Here is a 19439-nt window from a genome sequence, read left to right as displayed (position 1 = left end):
ACCCACTATGAGCACCATTCCGATCACCAAGCGCGGTGCCGAGATGCTGAAAGACGAACTCCAACGTCTGAAGACCAAGGAGCGTCCGGCCGTCGTTACCGCCATCGCCGAGGCACGTGCCCAGGGCGATCTGTCCGAGAACGCTGACTACGATGCCGCCAAGGAGCGCCAGGGCTTTATCGAAGGCCGCATCCAGGAAATCGAAGGCAAGCTGTCGGCTGCGAATATTATCGATCCGTCCGAACTCGACGCCGAGGGTCGTGTGGTCTTCGGTGCCACCATCGACCTGGAAGACCTGGATTCGGGCAAGCCCGTGACGTACCAGATCGTTGGCGATGACGAGGCTGATCTGGAAACCGGCAAGATCTCGATCAGCTCGCCGATCGCCCGTGCGCTGATCGGCAAGTTCGAAGGCGACGTCGCCACCGTGATCGCCCCGGGCGGCGAACGCGAGTACGAAGTCCTGGCAGTCAAGTACCTCTAATCACCTCCGGCCGGAATGACCACCATGCCCCAGCGCTTCTTTCAGCTGCTTGCCACGGTATGGTGCGGATCGCTCTGGACCATCGGCTACATCGTCGCCCCGACGCTGTTTGCCATGCTGGATGACCGTCAGTTGGCCGGTTCGATAGCCGGCCGGCTGTTCCACGCAGAAGCGTGGATTGGTCTGGCAGCAGGTTGTTTGTTGCTGCTGGCTGCCACCGCATTGGTGCGGCGCGGACAGAGCGGTTACAAGCGGCTGCGCTGGCTGGTGCTGGGGATGCTGGTGTGCGTGCTGGTCGGCTACTTTGGGCTGCAACCGTTCATGGCTTCACTGCGTGAGCAGGCGGCGGCCCAAGGTCTGGCCGTCGGTGACTCGGCATACCGGGCCCAGTTCGGCATGCTGCATGGTGTGTCGAGCGTGTTCTACTTGGTGCAAAGTCTGTTTGGCCTTGCCCTGATCTGGAAAACAGCCGGTATTCAGCAGCCCACCTGAGGCAAAAGAAAAGACCGGCTAAAAAGCCGGTCGTTTTCTGTGCGGGGCCAGAGTCAGATCAGGACAGTGCCTTCTTCTTCTGACTGGTTTGGCGCGGTTTGGCGCGCTTGACGTTGCCACCGGCCGTGACGCGCTCGTTGCCGAGCACACTCAAGCGGACCGGCTTCGGGCGGCGAGCGCTGTTCGGATTCGGCTTGCGCACCGTAACGGAGCGCGGGCCGGCGCCGACAGTGGTCTTGCGCGGCGGCCGGATGTCCTTCGGCTGGTTTTCCTTCAGGTAGGCCGGACCTTCGCGCCAGATCACCAGCAGTTTGCCGATGTGCTGCACGGGTGCAGCCTGCAGGCGCGAGCAGATGGTGTCGTAGAGCTCGATGCGGGCTTCACGGTCATCGCCGAACACGCGAATCTTGATCAGCCCGTGGGACGCCAGCGAGCGGTCGATTTCGGCCAGAACGGCCTTGGTCAGACCCTCCGCACCGATGATGACGACCGGGTTCAACGCATGCGCTTCCGAGCGCAGTTCCGATCGTTGGGCAGGGGTGAGGATGAGGGCAGGCATAAATGAGGGCGGGATCGCGCAAAAAGACAAACGGCGCGTATTATCCGCCAAAATCAGCCCTAGCCGCCATTTTTAGGCGGCGAGGCAATCAATTCGATGGCAAAGAACAAGTTCAACCAGTCGTGGCTGCACGACCATATCAACGATCCGTACGTGAAGCTGGCGCAGCGCGAGGGCTACCGCGCGCGCGCCGCCTACAAGCTCAAGGAGATCGACGAGCAGGATAAGCTGATCAAGCCGGGCCAGGTCATCGTTGACCTGGGTGCTGCGCCGGGCAGCTGGAGCCAGTACGTGCGCAACAAGCTGGCCGCCTCGCCGCGCGCCAAGGACGGCCGCATCGATGGCGCCATCGTCGCCATCGATATCCTGCCGATGGAGGCCATCGCCGACGTCGAATTCATCCAGGGTGACTTCCGCGAGGATGACGTTTTCCGTCAGTTGGAAGAAATCGTGCTGGAAGCGACCGGCGGGGGCAAAGTGGACCTTGTTTTGTCCGATATGGCCCCCAACCTCTCGGGTGTGGCGTCGGCGGACGCCGCGCGCATGGAGCACATCGCCGAGCTGGCCGTGGAATTTGCCATGGCGCACCTGAAACCCGAGGGCGCGCTGCTGATCAAATGTTTCCACGGCAGCGGCTATAGTCAGATCGTCGAGATGTTCAAGCGCCATTTCAAGATCGTGGCGCCGCGCAAGCCCAAGGCCTCCCGCGACAAGTCGTCCGAGACGTTTCTGCTGGGCCGCCAGCTCAAGCATCCGGGCTGACGGACGTTACTCAGGAAAGATCGGGTGACAGGGCCGGGTGGTCGACGGTCTTGCGGGCAATCAACCCGCGGCGGTATCCGTGCATTACAATGCCAAGCATCCCGTCAAGGCATTTCTAAAGGAGTCTCGCCTTGAATAACAACTGGTTTCAGAAGGCGGCCATCTGGCTGGTGATTGCCTTGGTGCTGTTCACCGTCTTCAAGCAGTTCGACAAGCCACGCGCCCAAGAGGGTGTGACGTACTCGCAATTCATGGACGATGCGAAGTCCGGCAAGGTCAAGCGCGTTGAAGTGCAGGGCCGCACGCTGCTGGTCACGCCCAACGAGGGCAACAAGTATTCCATCATCTCGCCGGGCGACATCTGGATGGTCGGCGACCTGATGAAGTACGGCGTGCAGGTGACCGGTAAGGCGGAAGAAGAGCAAGGTGTGCTCCTGACCGCGCTTTACTATCTCGGCCCCACGCTGCTGATCATCGTGTTCTGGTTCTACATGATGCGGCAGATGCAAGGCGGCGGGAAAGGCGGCGCCTTTTCGTTCGGCAAGTCCCGAGCGCGGTTGATCGATGAGAATAACAACAGCGTCACGTTTGCTGACGTGGCAGGGTGTGACGAATCGAAGGAAGAAGTCGTCGAGTTGGTCGACTTCCTGAAAGATCCGCAGAAATTCCAGAAGCTGGGTGGGCGTATCCCACGCGGCGTGTTGCTGGTGGGCCCCCCGGGTACCGGTAAGACGCTGCTGGCACGTGCTATTGCCGGTGAAGCCAAGGTGCCGTTCTTCAGCATCTCCGGTTCGGACTTCGTTGAGATGTTCGTCGGCGTGGGCGCGGCCCGCGTGCGCGATATGTTCGAGAACGCCAAAAAGCAGGCGCCTTGCATCGTGTTCATCGACGAAATCGACGCGGTCGGTCGCCATCGCGGTGCAGGTATGGGCGGCGGTAACGACGAGCGTGAGCAGACCCTGAACCAGATGCTGGTCGAGATGGACGGTTTCGAGGCCAACTCGGGTGTGATCGTCATCGCTGCGACTAACCGTGCAGACGTGCTCGACAAGGCGCTGCTGCGCCCGGGCCGTTTTGACCGCCAAGTCTATGTTGGCCTGCCGGACATTCGCGGCCGCGAGCAGATCCTGAAGGTCCACATGCGCAAGGTGCCGATCGGCAACGACGTGGATGCGTCGGTGCTGGCACGTGGCACGCCGGGCTTCTCGGGCGCTGATCTGGCCAACCTCGTCAACGAAGCTGCGCTGTTTGCCGCACGCCGTAACAAGCGCGTGGTCGATATGCAGGACTTCGAAGATGCCAAGGACAAGATCTACATGGGGCCGGAGCGCAAGTCGGCCGTGATCCGCGAAGAAGAGCGCAAGGCCACGGCATATCACGAGTCGGGCCACGCGGTGGTCGCCAAGCTGCTGCCGAAGGCTGACCCGGTGCACAAGGTCACGATCATGCCGCGCGGCTGGGCTGGTGGTCTGACCTGGCAACTGCCGGAGCACGACAAGCATTACGCCTACAAGGACACGATGCTTGAAGAGGTCGCCATTCTGTTCGGCGGTCGTGCTGCGGAAGAGGTGTTCTTGGGCGCAATGAGCACCGGCGCCTCCAACGACTTCGAGCGTGCCACCAAGATGGCCCGCGACATGGTGACGCGCTACGGCATGAGCGACACGCTTGGCACCATGGTGTATGTCGATACCGAGCAGGACGGCTTCTTCGGTCGCATGGCATCGAAGACGGTGTCTGAAGCGACCCAGCAAAAGGTCGATTCGGAAATCCGCCGCATCGTTGACGAGCAGTACGCCCTGGCCAAGGGGCTGCTGGAAGCGAACCGCGACAAGGTGGAAGCCATGACTGCCGCGCTGCTCGAGTGGGAAACCATCGACGCTGACCAGGTCAACGACATCATGGATGGCAAGCCGCCGCGTCCGCCGCGTTACGGTTCGACCGGCGGTGGCAGTACGCCGCCGGGTGGTGGTACCCCCGCCGCGAACCCGGGCAACGTGCCCGCCACGGCTTGATGACCCGTTAGTCTGTCGCCCTGGCGGCGACGCAGAAGAGCCGGTGCCAAACGCACCGGCTTTTTTGTGGGCGCCTTTTTGGCGTGCCTGGCGTAACATTTCGGTCCTGCGCAGCATTCCCGTCCACCTATCTTGTCTGCTTCCATCCCCATCACAACGCACTTCCAGTGCGGACGTTTCCGCTACGCGCGTAATCGGCGCCCGCTGGTCATGGGCATCCTCAACGTCACGCCCGATTCGTTTTCCGATGGCGGCCAGCATGCCACGCGCGATGCCGCACTGCGCCACGCCGAGCAACTGATCGCTGAAGGTGTCGATATGATCGACATCGGTGGCGAATCGAGCCGCCCGGGCGCCGAGCCGCTGGGTTTGCAAGAAGAGTTGGATCGTGTGCTGCCCATTGTCGAGGCGCTGCACGAGTGCGGCAAAGCGCTGTCGATCGACACCTACAAGCCTGAGGTAATGCGCGCCACGCTGGATGCCGGCGCTGACTTGATCAACGACATCTGGGGTTTCCGTCGCCCTGGCGCCATCGAGGCGGTGGCTGACGGCAGTGCAGGCCTGTGCATCATGCACATGCAGCGCGATCCGGAAACGATGCAGGAGGCGCCCAGCTATTCGGACCTGATGGGGGAGGTGGAAACCTTCCTGCGCATGCAGACGAAAGCGCTGACGGTTGCTGGCGTCGCGCCCGAGCGCATCTCGCTAGACCCAGGATTTGGCTTTGGCAAGACGCCGGATCACAATCTCACCATGCTCAATCGTTTGGCACAGTTTGAACGGATCGGGTTACCGTTGTTGGCAGGCCTGTCCCGCAAATCCACCCTTGGTGCGGTGCTGGGCGGCAAGCCGCCGGCCGAGCGCATTACGGCCAGTGTGGCTGCCGCGCTGTTGGCGGCGGAGCGGGGCGCTTTCATCGTGCGCGTGCACGACGTGCGGCTGACTGTGGAAGCGATTCAGGTCTGGTGGGCGATGCGTCACGAAAGCGTGAATCCGCCACTCGCATGACAGCCGCCCCGGCCTAGCGCGGCTGGGGGTCGAGCGAACAGAGGATTGCCCGGCCGTGGCTGGCGCCTTACAAACAAAGAAAGAAACATTCTCAGGAGAGACCCTTAATGTCCAGGAAGTATTTCGGCACCGACGGCATCCGAGGACGTGTCGGTGAAACCCCGATCACGCCAGATTTTGTGCTGCGCCTCGGTTATGCCGCAGGCCGCGTGCTCGCCCATGGCGGCGAAGCGCACGGCCATGGCCGCCCCACCGTACTGATCGGCAAGGACACGCGCCTCTCGGGCTACATGCTGGAAGCCGCGCTGGAAGCCGGCTTTACGGCTGCTGGCGTGGACGTGCTGATGAGCGGTCCGCTGCCGACGCCTGGCGTGGCCTATTTGACGCGCGCGCTGCGCCTGTCGGCGGGTGTGGTGATCTCAGCCTCGCACAATCCCTACCATGACAATGGCATCAAGTTCTTCTCGGCCAGCGGCGACAAGCTGCCGGACGAGACCGAACTGCAGATCGAGGCCGAGCTGGAAAAGCCGATGGCGTACGCGGCTTCGGACGCGCTGGGTCGTGCCCGCCGCATTGAAGATGCCGCCGGCCGCTACATCGAGTTCTGCAAGAGCACGTTCCCGAATGATCTGAACCTGTTCGGCATGAAGGTCGTGCTGGATAGCGCGCATGGAGCTGCGTATCACATCGCACCGCACGTCTTCCATGAGCTGGGCGCGGACGTGGTGTCGATCGGCAACCAGCCGAACGGCCGCAATATCAACGACGGCTACGGCGCGACGGCACCGGGCAAGCTGGTCGAGGCCACGCGTGAACATGGTGCTGACATCGGTCTGGCCTTCGACGGTGACGCCGATCGCCTGCAGGTGGTCGACCGCAATGGCCGCCTGTACAACGGCGATGAGCTGCTCTACGTGATGGTGCAGGCGCGTCGCGCGGCAGGACAGGCGGTACCGGGTGCCGTCGGCACACTCATGACCAACCTGGCTGTGGAGTTGGCACTCAAGGCGCAGGGCGTCGAATTCGTGCGTGCCAAGGTAGGCGACCGCTATGTGCTGGAAGAACTGAAGAAGAACGGTTGGTTGCTGGGCGGTGAAGGTTCGGGCCACTTGCTGTGCCTGGACAAGCACAGCACGGGCGACGGCATCATCTCGGCGCTGCAAGTGCTTGCGGCATTGCGTCGCAGCGGCCAGACGCTCGACCAGATGCTGGACGGCGTGCGCCTGTTCCCGCAAAAGCTGATCAATGTGCGCGTCGAGAAGGGTTTCGACTGGAAGTCGCACGCTGGTTTGCAGGCTGCGCTCAAGACCAGCGAGGCTGAGCTCAACGGCAAGGGACGAGTGCTGATTCGTCCGTCCGGTACCGAGCCTGTCGTGCGAGTGATGGTTGAGGCGCAGGATGCCGAGCTTGCCACGCAGCACGCAGAGCGCTTGGCGGCAACGTTCCAGTAAATTGCCGGAGGAACGCTGCAGAAGCAATAAAAAAGCGGCCCTTGCGCCGCTTTTTTTATGCCTTAGGATCGACTTTCGTGCGTTTTAAGCCGGTTATGAGAAGTTTTTGTGTTGTCACAGAAGTGTCATGTGAGCGACCTAAAGTTCGGGTGTCAAAAATCTGTCATCGCTCAACCGCTCCTCTGGAGAACTCATGAAACTGGTCAAAACCGCAATCGCTGGTGTGGCAGCGCTGGCTTTCGCTGGTGCCGCATTCGCAGTTGACATCACTGGCGCTGGCGCAACGTTCCCGGCACCCGTCTACAACAAGTGGGCGGCTGACTACAACAAGGCGACCCAGGCCAAGGTGAATTACCAAGGTATCGGTTCGTCGGGCGGCATCAAGCAGATCACCGCCAAGACCGTTGACTTCGGCGCATCGGACATGCCGCTGAAGGACGACGAGTTGAACAAGGACGGTCTGATCCAGTTCCCGACCGTGATCGGTGGCGTGGTGCCGGTGATCAACCTGAAGGACTCCAAGGGCCAGGCCATTACCGGTCTGACCCTGAACGGCCAAGTGCTGGGCGACATCTACCTGGGCAAGATCAAGAAGTGGAATGATCCAGCCATCGTCAAGCTGAACCCGAAGGCCCCGCTGCCGGACCAGGACATCCTGGTGGTGCGCCGTGCTGACGGTTCGGGCACCTCGTTCATCTTCACGAACTACCTGTCGAAGGTGAATGCCGAGTGGAAGGGCAAGGTTGGCGAAGGCACGACCGTGAACTGGCCGATCGGTACGGGCGGCAAGGGCAACGAAGGCGTGGCCGCTTTCGTGCAGCGTCTGGGTGGCGCGATCGGCTACGTTGAGTACGCCTACGCCAAGCAGAACAAGATGACCCACGTGAACCTGCAAAACAAGTCGGGCGCCGTTGTGCAGCCGACCGCTGAAGCCTTCAAGGCCGCAGCTGCTGGTGCTGAGTGGAGCAAGTCGTACTACCAGATCCTGACGGACGAGCCGGGCAAGGACGCATGGCCGATCGCTGGTGCGACCTTCATCCTGCTGCACAAGACCCAGGCCAAGCCGGAGCAGGGCGCTGAAGTCATGAAGTTCTTCGACTGGGCCTACAAGGGTGGCGATGACGCTGCCAAGGGTCTGGACTACGTGCCGCTGCCGGATGCTGTGAAGAACCAGATCCGCGCGACGTGGAAGTCGAGCGTGAAGGACGCGTCGGGTAAGGCGATCTACTGATCGTTGCCCGCTGCCTGGGTTGACAGACCCGGGTGCAGTACAAGGTGCGGGCGGGCGGTGCAGATCGGCCGCCCGCGCCATTTCAACAGCTTCTCTCACGGCTGACCGGTTTCCCTCATGGCCACGCTCTCTGATTCTTCTGGCGCTTCCCGCATGCGCGCACCAAGCCGCACCGGCGACCTGGTGTTTGGCGGCCTGACCCGCCTTGCCGCAATCGTTACGCTCCTGCTGCTGGGCGGCATCATCGTCTCGCTGATCATCAGTTCCTGGCCCTCGATCCAGAAATTCGGCCTGTCGTTCCTGGTGAATTCGGAGTGGGATCCGCCCTCCGACATCTATGGCGCGCTGGTGCCCGTCTACGGCACCCTGGTCACGTCGCTGATCGCGCTCATCATTGCCGTGCCCGTGAGCTTCGGCATTGCCCTGTTTTTGACCGAGCTGTCGCCGGCCTGGCTGCGCCGACCGCTGGGTACCGCCATCGAGCTGCTCGCTGCCGTGCCGTCCATCGTCTACGGCATGTGGGGCCTGCTCGTGTTTGCGCCGATCTTCGGCGAGTACTTTCAAAAGCCACTGGCCGCGACTATCGGCAAGATCCCGGTCATCGGGGCGCTGTTCCAGGGCGCACCGATCGGTATCGGCCTGCTGTGCGCCGGGGTGATCCTGGCGATCATGATCATCCCGTACATCTCGGCAGTGATGCGCGACGTGTTCGAGATCACGCCGACGCTGCTCAAGGAATCCGCCTACGGCGTGGGTTGCACGACGTGGGAAGTCATGTGGAACGTAGTGCTGCCGTACACCAAGGCTGGGGTGATCGGCGGTGTGATGCTGGGTCTGGGCCGCGCTCTGGGCGAAACCATGGCCGTGACGTTCGTCATCGGCAACACCAACCTGCTGTCTGACGCGTCGCTGTTCTCGCCGGGCAACAGCATCACCTCGGCACTGGCTAACGAATTTGCAGAAGCGGGCCAAGGCCTGCACACCGCCGCGCTGATGGAGTTGGGCTTGATCCTGTTCGTCATCACGTTCATCGTGCTGGCGGCGTCCAAGCTGCTTCTGCTGCGCCTGCAGAAGAGCGAGGGCCACAAGTGAACCAGTATGACCTGCCCGACGCCATGAGACCCAACACCATGCGTACGCCTTCCATTCCTGCCGTTCGCGCCGACTCCGAGAAAATCAAGTCACGCCTGCAGGCCCGTCGCCGCAATATCAATGGCATTGCGCTGGCACTCTCGCTTGCCGCCATGGGCTTCGGCCTGGTGTGGCTGGCGTGGATCCTGTGGACCACGCTCTCGCTGGGTGTGGGCGGCCTGTCGCTGTCGCTCTTCACGGAGATGACGCCACCGCCGAACACGCCGGGAGGCGGCTTGGCCAACGCCATCGCCGGCTCGTTCATGTTGGTCGGCATGGCCACGCTGATCGGCACGCCGCTGGGTATCCTGGCTGGAATCTACCTGGCGGAATACGGTAAGACATCGATGCTGGCCAGCGTGACGCGCTTCATCAACGACATCCTGCTGTCGGCGCCGTCCATCGTGATTGGCCTGTTCGTGTATGCCGTTGTGGTGGCACGTGTGCAGCACTTCTCGGGGATTGCCGGTGTGCTTGCACTGGCGCTGCTGCAGATCCCGATCGTGGTGCGCACCACCGAGAACATGTTGAACTTGGTGCCCAACGCCATGCGTGAAGCCGCCATGGCGCTCGGTACGCCCAAGTGGAAGATGATTCTGTCGATCACGCTCAAGGCATCGTACGCAGGCGTGATTACCGGTGTGCTGCTGGCCGTCGCCCGTATTGCGGGTGAGACCGCGCCGCTGCTCTTCACCGCGCTGAACAACCAGTTCTGGAGCCTGGATCTGAATCAGCCGATGGCGACCATGCCGGTGGTGATCTTCAAGTTTGCGATGAGCCCGTTCCCCGAGTGGCAGCAGTTGGCCTGGGCCGGGGTGTTCCTGATTACATTGGGTGTGCTGGGGTTGAACATCCTCGCGCGTGCCTTGTTCACCAAGAAATGACCATGACTGCTACGTCCCTCGAAGTGCGCACGCAAAGCCCGAAGATCGATGTGCGTGACCTGAACTTCTACTACGGCAAGTTCCACGCGCTCAAGAACATCTCGCTGCAGATTCCCGAAAAGCAGGTGACTGCGTTCATCGGTCCGTCGGGCTGCGGCAAGTCGACCCTGCTGCGTACGTTCAACAAGATGTACGCCCTGTACCCCGAGCAGCGTGCCGAAGGTGCGATCAATATGGACGGCGAGAACCTGCTCACGTCGAAGATGGACATCGCCCTGCTGCGCGCCAAGGTGGGCATGGTGTTCCAGAAGCCGACGCCGTTCCCGATGTCGATCTACGACAACATCGCCTTTGGCGTGAAGTTGTTCGAACGCTTGTCGCGCTCCGAAATGGACGACCGCGTGGAATGGGCGCTGACCAAGGCCGCGCTGTGGAACGAAGTCAAGGACAAGCTCAACCAGTCGGGCTATGGCCTGTCGGGTGGTCAGCAGCAGCGTCTGTGTATCGCACGTGGCATCGCCATCCGTCCTGAGGTGCTGCTGCTGGACGAACCGTGCTCGGCACTGGACCCGATTTCCACCGGCAAGATCGAAGAGCTGATCGCCGAACTGAAGGATGACTACACCGTCGTCATCGTCACGCATAACATGCAACAGGCGGCGCGCTGTTCCGACTACACGGCGTATATGTATCTGGGCGAGCTGATCGAATTCGGCGATACCGAAAAGATCTTCATCAAGCCCCAGCGCAAGGAAACGGAAGACTACATCACCGGCCGCTTCGGCTGATCGGTAACAACGCTGAAGCGACAAGGAGAACCCGATGTCTGAGAAACATCTGTCATCACAGTTTGACTCCGACCTGACCTCCATCAGCACCAAGGTGCTGCAGATGGGTGGCTTGGTTGAGGCACAGATCGCCCGCGCGATGCGCGCCCTGGCCAACTTCGACACCGCGATGTGTGATCAGGTGCTCGCGGTGGAGCAGGAGATCAATGCGCTCGAAATCGAGATCGACGGCGATTGCAACAACATCATCGCGCGCCGCCAGCCGACCGCCCGCGACCTGCGTCTGGTCATGGCGATCTCGAAGACCATCACCAACCTGGAGCGCGCCGGCGACGAGGCCGCGAAGATCGCCAAGCGCACCAAGCGCCTCATGCAAGACCCGTCGGCACACACGCTGAACTATGCGGGCGTTGAGCGCTCTGGCGAGATGGCAGCGACCATCCTGCGTCATGCGCTGGATGCCTTCGCGCGGCTGGACACCGCCGAGGCCGTGTCGATCCTGAAGGAAGACAAGGCCATCGACGAGGAATTCCGCGGCTTCATGCGCGAACTCATCACCTACATGATGGAGAACCCGCGCACGATTTCGGTGTCGCTGGATCTGCTGTTCATTGCCAAGGCGATCGAACGTATTGGCGATCACGCCAAGAACATCGCCGAGTTCATCATTTACATCGTCAAGGGAACCGACGTCCGGCACGCTGGGCGCGAGGCGCTGGAGCGTGAGATCCAGGGCGAGGGCGAATAAAAAAGGCAGGATGGAGACGTGAGCATGCCGAGTAGCATTCTGGTCGTGGAAGACGAACCGGCGATCGCCGAGCTGATCGCCGTTAACCTGCAGCACGCAGGTCACTACCCGATCCGTGCGTACAACGCTGAACAGGCGCTGTCGCTGATGAGCGATGTGCTGCCAGATCTGGTTCTGCTGGACTGGATGCTGCCGGGCAAGTCCGGCGTGATGTTCGCCAAGGAGCTGCGTGCCAACGAGCGCACGCGCCAGATCCCGATCATCATGCTGACCGCCCGCAGCGAAGAGCAGGACAAGATCATGGGCCTGGACAGCGGCGCGGACGACTACGTCACCAAGCCGTTCTCGCCCAAGGAGCTGCTGGCCCGCATCAAGGCCGTGCTGCGCCGCCGTGCGCCGCAGCTGACCGACGACGTGGTGGCCATCAACGGCCTGAAGCTGGACCCGGCCACGCACCGCGTGACGGCCACGAACATCGAAGCGGAAAACCCGATCAAGCTTGATCTGGGCCCGACCGAGTTCCGCCTGCTGCATTTCCTGATGACGCATCCGGAGCGCGTGCACAGCCGCTCGCAGTTGCTTGACCAGGTATGGGGCGACCACGTGTTCGTGGAAGAGCGCACCGTAGATGTGCACATCAAGCGCCTGCGCGCGGCACTCGCCCCGGGTGGCTACAGCAACATGATCGAAACGGTGCGCGGCAGCGGCTATCGCCTGGCGCGCAATCCGGGGCAATAACGTATCGGCTGAACGAGCGCACGAGTCAGGTATTTTCCATCGCGCGTTCACACGCCGCATTCATACGATCCTTGCGGTCCAGCGCTTAGAATGCCCTCATGAACGTCTTCTGGACCCGCTTCGCCGTCTTTGTCGCCCTGGGCGGCATCCTCACGGCGTGTCTGTATGTTTTCGCCAACCACGTGGTTGCACTGGCCGTGCTCAGTGCGCTGCTGTTGGTGATGCTCCTTTACTACGTCTATCAGATCCAGCGCCTGTGGCGCGTGCTGGACTCGCCGGCCTATGGCGAGATCCCCAGCGCGCTCGGCCTATGGGGCGAGGTCTACTACCGCCTGCACCGGCTCATGAAGGGCTGGCGCACGCAGGTGCTGCAGGTCGAGCAGCAGCACAGCCGGTTCATCCAGGCCATTCAAGCATCGCCCAATGGCGTGCTGATGCTCGACGCTGAAGACCAGATCGAATGGTGCAACGCTGTGGCCGAGGAGCACTTCGGCTTGTCTGCCAAGCGAGACCTGCGCCAACGCATCACCCATCTGATTCGCAGACCGGAGTTCGTCCGCTACCTTGCGCGCGGCGAGTTCGAGGAGCCGCTCACCATGCATGACGTGGGGCCCCACAAGCAAAGCATCGTCTCTGTCCAGGTCCTGCCGTACGGCGAAGACCGTAAGCTGCTGGTGACGCAAGACATCACCAAGCTGGAGAACACCGAGGCCATGCGCCGCGACTTCGTTGCCAACGTCTCGCACGAGCTGAAGACGCCGCTGACAGTGCTCGCCGGTTTTCTAGAGACGGTGCGCGATATTCCGCTGCCCGAGGAAGACAAGAAGCGCTACCTCGACATGATGCATACGCAGGCCATGCGCATGCAGCACTTGGTGGAAGATCTGCTGGCACTGGCGACGCTGGAAGGCAACTCCGAGCCGCCGTCAGTCACGCCGGTGCCGATGCAGCGCATGATGCTGCAGCTTGAGCATGACATCGAGGCGCTCTCTGCCGGCCGCCACACCATCAGCGTGACGTGCGATCCGGCGGTGAGCGTGTGCGGGGCTGAGCTGGAGCTGATCTCCGCGTTCAGCAATCTGGCCTCCAATGCCGTTCGCTACACACCGGATGGCGGTGCCATTCGCCTCGACTGGGGGGTAAAGGATGGGCACGCGATGTTCTCCGTGACGGACACGGGCATCGGCATCGCACCCGAGCATATCCCGCGCCTGACCGAGCGTTTCTATCGCGTCGCCCGCAGCCGCTCGCGCGATACTGGAGGTACGGGCCTGGGCCTGGCGATCGTCAAGCACGTGCTCTCGCGCCACGGCGGCGAGCTGCAGGTGACGAGCGAGCACGGTAAGGGAAGCACCTTCCGCGCGGTGTTCCCGCCGGAGCGCACGGTGGTTCGCAGCGTGAGCATCAGCGACGAGCGCGCTGCCTGATGCAACCGCACGGCAACCCCATCGCCCAATGAAAAACGCACGCTCAACAGCGTGCGTTTTTGTTTTGCGAAGCAGGGTGGATCAGCCAGCGGAAATCTCCACCGGTACGCGACTGATCGGCTCTGCGGCCGTCGCAGCGGCCACTGCTGCGGCCGTTTCCGCCGCTGCTGCAGCCTGCGGCGAGAAGTGATTCAGCAATTCGAGCTGGCTGATGCGCACGTGCTTGCCGCGCGTCGTGCGTTGCACGTACGTGCCGTCCGCCTGCATCACCCAAGCCGATGCGTTGTCGCGCAGATGCACCTGCAGGCTTTCCTTGATGACGCGCGCCTTGAGCTTGCGATCAAGCACAGGGAAGGCAACCTCTACGCGGCGGAACAGGTTGCGGTCCATCCAGTCCGCGCTGGAGAGGTAGACGACTTCCTCGCCGGCAGCATGGAAGTAGTAGACGCGGTGATGCTCCAGGAAGCGCCCGACGATCGAGCGCACGCTGATGTTCTCCGATAGCCCTGGCACGCCTGCCTTGAGCGCGCACACACCACGCACGATCAGGTCGATCTTCACGCCAGCACGCGACGCCTTGTACAACTCGTCGATGATGGTCGGCTCCAGCAGCGCGTTCATCTTGCCGATGATGCGCGCACGTTTGCCCGCGCGGGCAGCGCGCGCTTCGGCACGGATGTGCTCGACCAGGTTCTCATGCATCGTGAACGGCGAGTGCCACAGGTGATGCAACTTGACCTGCGCGCCCGTGCCGGTGAGCAACTGGAACGTGTGATGCACGTCTTCGCAGATCTGCTCGTTGGCCGTCATCAGGCCGAAGTCCGTATAGAGGCGGGCGGTCTTGGGGTGGTAGTTGCCGGTGCCCAGGTGCGCGTAGCGGTGCAGCTTGACGGTCTTGCCCTTGCCGGAGACCTCACGGCGCACCACCAGCAGCATCTTGGCGTGGCACTTGTGGCCCACCACACCGTACACGACATGCGCGCCGGCGGATTCAAGCTGGTCGGCCCAGTTGATGTTCGTTTCTTCATCAAAGCGCGCCAGCAGCTCGACCACCACGGTCACTTCCTTGCCGTTGCGCGCGGCCTTGATGAGTGCTTCCATCACCGGCGATTCGTTGCCGGTGCGATAGACGGTCTGCTTGATGGCCACCACGTCAGGGTCGCGCGCAGCCTGCTGCAGCAGCTCCAGCACGGGCGTGAAACTCTCGTACGGGTGGTGCAGCAGGATGTCGCCCTGGCGGATGGCGTCGAAGATGTTCGAGCTGTTGGCCACTTGCTTAACCGTGGCCGGCACATGCGGCGGGTACTTGAGCACCGGCTTGTCGACCATGTCGGGCACCTGCAGCAGGCGCACCAGATTCACCGGGCCCTTGACGCGGTAGCAGTCGGCTTCGGTCAGCCCGAATTCTTGCAGCAGACGGCGTACCAGCGCGGGCGAGGTATCGTGCGCGATTTCCAGGCGGACCGCGTCGCCAAAATGGCGCGTGGACAGTTCGCCCTGCAGCGCTTCGCGCAAGTCGGTGATTTCATCTTCCGACACGAACAGATCGGAGTTGCGCGTGACGCGGAACTGGTAGCAGCCATGCACGTCGATCTGCGGGAACAACTCGTGTACAAAGCCCTGCATGAACGACGACAGCAGCACGAACCCATACGGATAGCCCGACAGCTCCGGCGGCATCTGCACTAGGCGGGGCAGAGCGCGCGGCGCTTGCACGATGGCGAGCTCGGCTTCGCGGCCGAAAGCGTCCTTGCCAGAGAGCTCGATGATGAAGTTCAGGCTCTTGTTGAGCACGCGCGGGAAGGGGTGCGCCGGGTCCAGCGCCATCGGCGTCAGGATGGGCACCAACTCTCGCTGGAAGAAGTTGCGGCACCAGGCGCGCTGGGCTTCGTTCCAGTTGGTGGTCATGTGGAAGAAGACGCCTTCCTTCTCCAGAAGGGGCAGGATCTCGTCCTGCAGCATGGCATACTGCTGCGTGACCAGTTGCCGCACCTGATCCGTCACCACGCCAAACGCCTGCTGTACCGACAGGCCGTCGGGGGTGAGAGACGACGGGTTGTCGCGCATCTGTTCCTTCAACCCGGCAATGCGGATCTCAAAGAACTCATCCAGATTGCTCGACACGATGCAGATGAACTTCAGCCGCTCCATGAGCGGCACGCCAGGGTCGGCCGCCTGGGCCAGCACACGGGCGTTGAATTCAAGAATGCCCAGTTCGCGATTGAGCAGATCGCCCGCGGGCAATGTCGACATGTTCTGTTCCAGCGAATGACTATCCGGCCACTTTTTCATATTCTGGTGTCAAATTTGTGACACATTTGAATTGTCACGTTGACGACACAATAGAGACATATTTTGTGGCGCAGCGCTTCGAACCACAATCCCTAAAAACGCCCATCGCGTTTCAACCCGTTTTCCATTCATGAGTCCCACACCCCGTCTGCTGGCCGCTGTCGACATGGGCTCCAACAGCTTTCGGCTGATGATCGGCCGCGTCGACGAAACCGTCACCGCCAACGGCGCCAGCAGCAGTCAGATCTTTCAGGTCGATGCGCTGCGCGAGCCGGTGCGTCTGGCTGCCGGGCTTACGCAAGATAAGTACCTGGATCAGCCGGCACGCCGCCGTGGTGTTGATGCCCTGCGCCGTTTTGGCGATCGCCTGCGCGATTTCTCGCCCGACCACGTACGTGCGGTGGCCACCAACACGCTGCGTGTGGCCAAGAACGCGCAGGAGTTCCTGATCGAGGCGGAGGCCGCGCTTGGCTTCCCCATCGAAGTGATTGCGGGCCGCGAAGAGGCACGGCTGATCTATCTCGGTGCGTCGCACGATGCGCCGGCGTGCCAGGGCAATCGGCTCGTCGTCGACATCGGCGGTGGCTCAACCGAGTTCATCATCGGCAACGGCTACAAGCCCAAGCTGATGGAGTCGCTCTATATCGGGTGCGTGTCGCACAGCCGCCATTTCTTCCCGAACGGCAACGTGGATGAGTATGCGATGAAGCAGGCCGAGCTGGCCGCGCGTCGCGAAATCCAGATCCTCGTGCAGCAGTACCGCACGGCCGGCTGGAACCAGGCAGTGGGGTCATCGGGTACGGCGCGCGCGCTGGCCGAGCTGATCGAGCTGAACGGCTTTAACGACAAGGGCGAGAAGGGCAGCGCCCACGGCATCACCCGCGAAGGGTTGGAGCGCCTCAAGCGTGCGTTGATCAAGTCGGAGAACACCAACCGCCTGAAGCTGAGCGGCCTGAAATCGGACCGCATTCCGGTGCTGCCGGGCGGCCTGTCGATCATGCTCGGCGTGTTTGCCGAACTCGACATCGACCGCATGGACGTGACCGACGGTGCGTTGCGACTGGGCGTGCTGTACGACCTGCTTGGCCGTAGCCACCACGAAGACATGCGCACGGTGACGATCGAGCAGTTCATGCGTCGCTATAACGTGGATCGCGCGCAGGCGCATCGCGTGCGTGATGCGGCGACGGCGCTGCTGTCGCAGTTTCCAGATCCACCCGATGAGCGCCGTGAAGACAATCTCGCGCTGCTCGGCTGGGCGGCAAACCTGCACGAGATCGGCATGAGCATCTCGCACAGCGGCTATCACAAGCATTCGGCCTACATTGCCAGCCATGCTGACATGCCGGGCTTCTCCAAGACCGATCAGGCGCGCCTGGCGACGCTGCTGCTGGGGCATGCCGGCAAGCTTGGCAAGTTGTCGGGCGGCGGCAAGTTTCTGGATTGGCGGATGCTGTTCAGCCTGCGCCTGGCCTTCGTGCTGTGCCGTCGGCGCGGTGCGATCCAGCTGCCGGGCCTCAGGGTGCGACAGAGCGAAGGCGAACTCAACGAAGGCGGCTTCGAAGTGGAGCTGCCCAAGAGCTGGATCGAGCAGAACCCGCTGGTCGAGTACAGCCTCACGCAGGAAGCCGATGAATGGCAGCGCATCGGCCGCCGCTACAAGGTGACGTACGTATAAACCGTTGGAGTCTTGGCACGCTGCAGTGCCGATCCAAACAAAACGGCCCGGTTCGAAAGACCGGGCCGTTTTGTTTTGCAGCGGTAGGTGTGATCAGCCGCGCAGGAAGTGGCGTGCGTAGCGCGGGTTGATGTCCGACAGGCGCAGCAGCGTGAGGAAGTCGGCAACGTTGAAGTCAGGATCCCAGGCCGGTGCGCCGCAGATGCGGGCGCCCAGGCGCAGGTAGCCCTTCACCAGCGCAGGCGGATCGACTTCCAGGTTCTGGTTCAGCTCATCGACCGGCAGCGGCACGCGCGGGAAGGCGTGGTACTCGATCGGGGCAAGCGAACCGTCGTCGACGAAGCTGCGGTAGAGGCTTGCGGCAAAGTGGCCGCCGTCACCCATCGACACGCTGGCACAGCCCAGCATCGATTCGAAGCCGTAGCGCTGCATGTATTCACCCAGACCGGCCCACAGCGCCATGATGACGCTGCCCGAGCGGTAGTCGCGGTGCACGCAGGAGCGGCCCAGCTCGACCATCTTCGGACGCAGGTGCGTGAGGCGCACGAGGTCGAATTCGGACTCGGAGTACAGGCAGCCGATCTGTTTGGCGGCGTCCGGGCGCAGTACGCGATAGGTGCCGACCACGCGCAGCGTCTTCTGGTCGCGCACGATCAGGTGATCGCACACGGCGTCGAACATGTCGACATCGAGTTCTGCATGGGCCGAGGGCAGGCGAGCGCCCATCTCCTCGGCAAAGACCTTGTAGCGCAGGCGTTGCGCCTCGGTCACTTCATCCTGATGGCGCGCCCACGAAACGGCCAGAACAGGCTTGTCACGCGCCGGAACAGCGTCGGGTGAGCGAGGAAGGCCCCTCCGTGCGTTGCCTAGATTCAGGCTCGGCAGTGCGTCAATCAAAGGCTGGGTGGGCGTCGGCAGGTCTCGCATTCGTGCATCCCCTAGGGTGGCTGAGGGTTACTTTCGGGGCGATTCTAGAGACGCTGCATGACAGATCAGCGACAAAAGCAAGTCATTCGTGACTATTACGTGAATTTTGCGTGGCGTAGTTGTGACAACGATGACGTGTCACACAAGATCGGGGTTGACCACTGCGCGCAGCACGGTTTGCGCCTCGTCTTCGCGCATGCGGCGGCACAGCCACCACACGCCGGCTTTCTTCACGCTCCAGTCCATTTCGACGCCGGCAATCAGCAGGCTGGCCAGGCGGCCAAGCCATGGTTGGTGGCCGACCAGCAGCAGGTTCGTGCTCGACGGCCAGTCGATGGCCGCAAGGATGGTGCTGACGTCCGCGCCCGGCGCGATCTCGGGCAACGTCTGGAAATGCTCGGTGAGCGCGCGCGCGGTTTGCTGCGTGCGTACGGCGGGGCTGACCAGCACGCGCGTGTCTTCCGGCAGGCGAGGGCGCAGCCAGGCTGCCATTTTTTCGGCCTGCTTTTCGCCGCGCTTGGTCAGTTCACGTTGGAGATCGGTGCTGCGCTGGATGCGCAATGATGCGGCCACGTCTTCGGCTTCGGCGTGGCGCCACAGGATGAGATTCATGGAGCGGTTCTACGGGTGGTGCGAGATGGCGCTGATGCCGCGTTTATATCACTACCGTATGACGCCTTCCGCCGCACAAAGCAAAAACGGCTTACGCGATGAACGTAAGCCGTTTTTGTTGACTGCCAAATTCTGGTCGGAGCGGAGAGATTCGAACTCCCGACCCACTGGTCCCAAACCAGTTGCGCTACCAGGCTGCGCTACGCTCCGGA

At 62.2% G+C, this 19439-nt stretch carries 18 protein-coding genes and 1 tRNA gene; 14 read left to right on the top strand and 5 right to left on the bottom strand.

Features of this window, described 5'->3' with window-relative positions; translation table 11 throughout:
* Positions 1–7 precede the first annotated feature (7 nt).
* Positions 8–484 (top strand): transcription elongation factor GreA, encoded by a 477-nt coding sequence (greA, locus tag ACS13N_RS17390; protein WP_438932780.1) that lies wholly within the window; start codon positions 8–10, stop codon positions 482–484.
* Between the two features lie 24 nt (positions 485–508).
* On the top strand, positions 509–976 hold the full coding sequence (locus ACS13N_RS17385; protein ID WP_438932884.1) for a DUF4149 domain-containing protein: 468 nt from the start codon (positions 509–511) through the stop codon (positions 974–976).
* A gap of 58 nt (positions 977–1034) precedes the next feature.
* Here ACS13N_RS17385 and ACS13N_RS17380 read toward each other — a convergent pair whose 3' ends face one another.
* Positions 1035–1535, bottom strand: a complete 501-nt coding sequence (locus ACS13N_RS17380) for a YhbY family RNA-binding protein (protein WP_438932779.1) — start codon at positions 1533–1535, stop codon at positions 1035–1037.
* Positions 1536–1631: 96 nt separating this feature from the next.
* Here ACS13N_RS17380 and ACS13N_RS17375 point away from each other — a divergent pair, with 96 nt between their 5' ends.
* The 11 genes from ACS13N_RS17375 to phoR all read left to right on the top strand — a co-directional run bounded on the left by ACS13N_RS17375 (position 1632) and on the right by phoR (position 13718).
* Positions 1632–2297, top strand: a complete 666-nt coding sequence (locus ACS13N_RS17375) for an RlmE family RNA methyltransferase (protein WP_124383627.1) — start codon at positions 1632–1634, stop codon at positions 2295–2297.
* 131 nt (positions 2298–2428) lie between these two features.
* Positions 2429–4312 (top strand): ATP-dependent zinc metalloprotease FtsH, encoded by a 1884-nt coding sequence (gene ftsH, locus ACS13N_RS17370; RefSeq protein ID WP_438932778.1) that lies wholly within the window; start codon positions 2429–2431, stop codon positions 4310–4312.
* A gap of 144 nt (positions 4313–4456) precedes the next feature.
* Positions 4457–5320 (top strand): dihydropteroate synthase, encoded by an 864-nt coding sequence (gene folP / locus ACS13N_RS17365; protein WP_438932883.1) that lies wholly within the window; start codon positions 4457–4459, stop codon positions 5318–5320.
* 107 nt (positions 5321–5427) lie between these two features.
* Positions 5428–6771, top strand: coding sequence for a phosphoglucosamine mutase (gene glmM / locus ACS13N_RS17360; RefSeq protein ID WP_438932777.1), 1344 nt, complete (start codon positions 5428–5430; stop codon positions 6769–6771).
* Between the two features lie 193 nt (positions 6772–6964).
* A complete protein-coding gene (gene pstS, locus ACS13N_RS17355) occupies positions 6965–8002 on the top strand; it encodes a phosphate ABC transporter substrate-binding protein PstS (protein WP_438932776.1) in 1038 nt (345 codons plus the stop codon).
* A gap of 117 nt (positions 8003–8119) precedes the next feature.
* Positions 8120–9094, top strand: a complete 975-nt coding sequence (gene pstC / locus ACS13N_RS17350; protein WP_438932775.1) for a phosphate ABC transporter permease PstC — start codon at positions 8120–8122, stop codon at positions 9092–9094.
* Positions 9095–9132: 38 nt separating this feature from the next.
* Positions 9133–10017 carry a phosphate ABC transporter permease PstA gene (gene pstA / locus ACS13N_RS17345; RefSeq protein ID WP_438932774.1) on the top strand — a complete coding sequence of 295 codons (885 nt, stop codon included), beginning with the start codon at positions 9133–9135 and terminating at the stop codon, positions 10015–10017.
* Positions 10014–10805, top strand: a complete 792-nt coding sequence (gene pstB / locus ACS13N_RS17340) for a phosphate ABC transporter ATP-binding protein PstB (RefSeq protein ID WP_438932773.1) — start codon at positions 10014–10016, stop codon at positions 10803–10805. Before pstA ends, pstB begins: the two co-directional genes overlap by 4 nt.
* A gap of 34 nt (positions 10806–10839) precedes the next feature.
* On the top strand, positions 10840–11553 hold the full coding sequence (gene phoU / locus ACS13N_RS17335) for a phosphate signaling complex protein PhoU (protein ID WP_438932772.1): 714 nt from the start codon (positions 10840–10842) through the stop codon (positions 11551–11553).
* Between the two features lie 24 nt (positions 11554–11577).
* Complete coding sequence (phoB, locus tag ACS13N_RS17330; protein ID WP_024975443.1) at positions 11578–12291, top strand: phosphate regulon transcriptional regulator PhoB; 714 nt, start codon at positions 11578–11580, stop codon at positions 12289–12291.
* 98 nt (positions 12292–12389) lie between these two features.
* A complete protein-coding gene (gene phoR, locus ACS13N_RS17325; protein WP_438932771.1) occupies positions 12390–13718 on the top strand; it encodes a phosphate regulon sensor histidine kinase PhoR in 1329 nt (442 codons plus the stop codon).
* Between the two features lie 81 nt (positions 13719–13799).
* Here the strand turns inward: phoR and ppk1 are convergent, their stop codons facing one another.
* Complete coding sequence (gene ppk1 / locus ACS13N_RS17320) at positions 13800–15971, bottom strand: polyphosphate kinase 1 (protein WP_438932770.1); 2172 nt, start codon at positions 15969–15971, stop codon at positions 13800–13802.
* A 169-nt stretch (positions 15972–16140) separates the two neighbouring features.
* Between ppk1 and ppx the strand changes: the two genes are divergently transcribed.
* Positions 16141–17688 (top strand): exopolyphosphatase, encoded by a 1548-nt coding sequence (gene ppx, locus ACS13N_RS17315; protein ID WP_438932769.1) that lies wholly within the window; start codon positions 16141–16143, stop codon positions 17686–17688.
* Positions 17689–17781: 93 nt separating this feature from the next.
* On the opposite strand, the gene ACS13N_RS17310 is transcribed toward ppx, so the two are convergent.
* From ACS13N_RS17310 to ACS13N_RS17300, 3 genes are all read right to left on the bottom strand, one after another.
* Entirely contained in the window at positions 17782–18615 is an 834-nt protein-coding gene (locus ACS13N_RS17310) for a GNAT family N-acetyltransferase (RefSeq protein ID WP_021194803.1), read from the bottom strand.
* Between the two features lie 138 nt (positions 18616–18753).
* Positions 18754–19227: a phosphohistidine phosphatase SixA gene (gene sixA / locus ACS13N_RS17305; RefSeq protein WP_438932768.1), complete on the bottom strand. Its 474-nt coding sequence runs from the start codon at positions 19225–19227 to the stop codon at positions 18754–18756.
* A gap of 133 nt (positions 19228–19360) precedes the next feature.
* Positions 19361–19437: transfer RNA gene (locus ACS13N_RS17300), tRNA-Pro, on the bottom strand.
* Positions 19438–19439: the final 2 nt, after the last annotated feature.

The organism is Ralstonia sp. 24A2 (genome assembly GCF_051783885.1).
Taxonomy (GTDB): Bacteria; Pseudomonadota; Gammaproteobacteria; order Burkholderiales; family Burkholderiaceae; genus Ralstonia.
This window is presented reverse-complemented; position numbering and strand designations above follow the sequence as displayed.

Bases quoted from the DNA above. Each gene is read 5' to 3' on its own strand.
- greA (WP_438932780.1), top strand. From the start codon at position 8: ATGAGCACCATTCCGATCACCAAGCGCGGTGCCGAGATGCTGAAAGAC.
- ACS13N_RS17385 (WP_438932884.1), top strand. From the start codon at position 509: ATGCCCCAGCGCTTCTTTCAGCTGCTTGCCACGGTATGGTGCGGATCG.
- ACS13N_RS17380 (WP_438932779.1), bottom strand. From the start codon at position 1,535: ATGCCTGCCCTCATCCTCACCCCTGCCCAACGATCGGAACTGCGCTCG.
- ACS13N_RS17375 (WP_124383627.1), top strand. From the start codon at position 1,632: ATGGCAAAGAACAAGTTCAACCAGTCGTGGCTGCACGACCATATCAAC.
- glmM (WP_438932777.1), top strand. From the start codon at position 5,428: ATGTCCAGGAAGTATTTCGGCACCGACGGCATCCGAGGACGTGTCGGT.
- pstS (WP_438932776.1), top strand. From the start codon at position 6,965: ATGAAACTGGTCAAAACCGCAATCGCTGGTGTGGCAGCGCTGGCTTTC.
- pstC (WP_438932775.1), top strand. From the start codon at position 8,120: ATGGCCACGCTCTCTGATTCTTCTGGCGCTTCCCGCATGCGCGCACCA.
- pstA (WP_438932774.1), top strand. From the start codon at position 9,133: ATGCGTACGCCTTCCATTCCTGCCGTTCGCGCCGACTCCGAGAAAATC.
- pstB (WP_438932773.1), top strand. From the start codon at position 10,014: ATGACCATGACTGCTACGTCCCTCGAAGTGCGCACGCAAAGCCCGAAG.
- phoU (WP_438932772.1), top strand. From the start codon at position 10,840: ATGTCTGAGAAACATCTGTCATCACAGTTTGACTCCGACCTGACCTCC.
- phoB (WP_024975443.1), top strand. From the start codon at position 11,578: ATGCCGAGTAGCATTCTGGTCGTGGAAGACGAACCGGCGATCGCCGAG.
- phoR (WP_438932771.1), top strand. From the start codon at position 12,390: ATGAACGTCTTCTGGACCCGCTTCGCCGTCTTTGTCGCCCTGGGCGGC.
- ppk1 (WP_438932770.1), bottom strand. From the start codon at position 15,971: ATGTCGACATTGCCCGCGGGCGATCTGCTCAATCGCGAACTGGGCATT.
- ppx (WP_438932769.1), top strand. From the start codon at position 16,141: ATGAGTCCCACACCCCGTCTGCTGGCCGCTGTCGACATGGGCTCCAAC.
- ACS13N_RS17310 (WP_021194803.1), bottom strand. From the start codon at position 18,615: ATGCGAGACCTGCCGACGCCCACCCAGCCTTTGATTGACGCACTGCCG.
- sixA (WP_438932768.1), bottom strand. From the start codon at position 19,227: ATGAATCTCATCCTGTGGCGCCACGCCGAAGCCGAAGACGTGGCCGCA.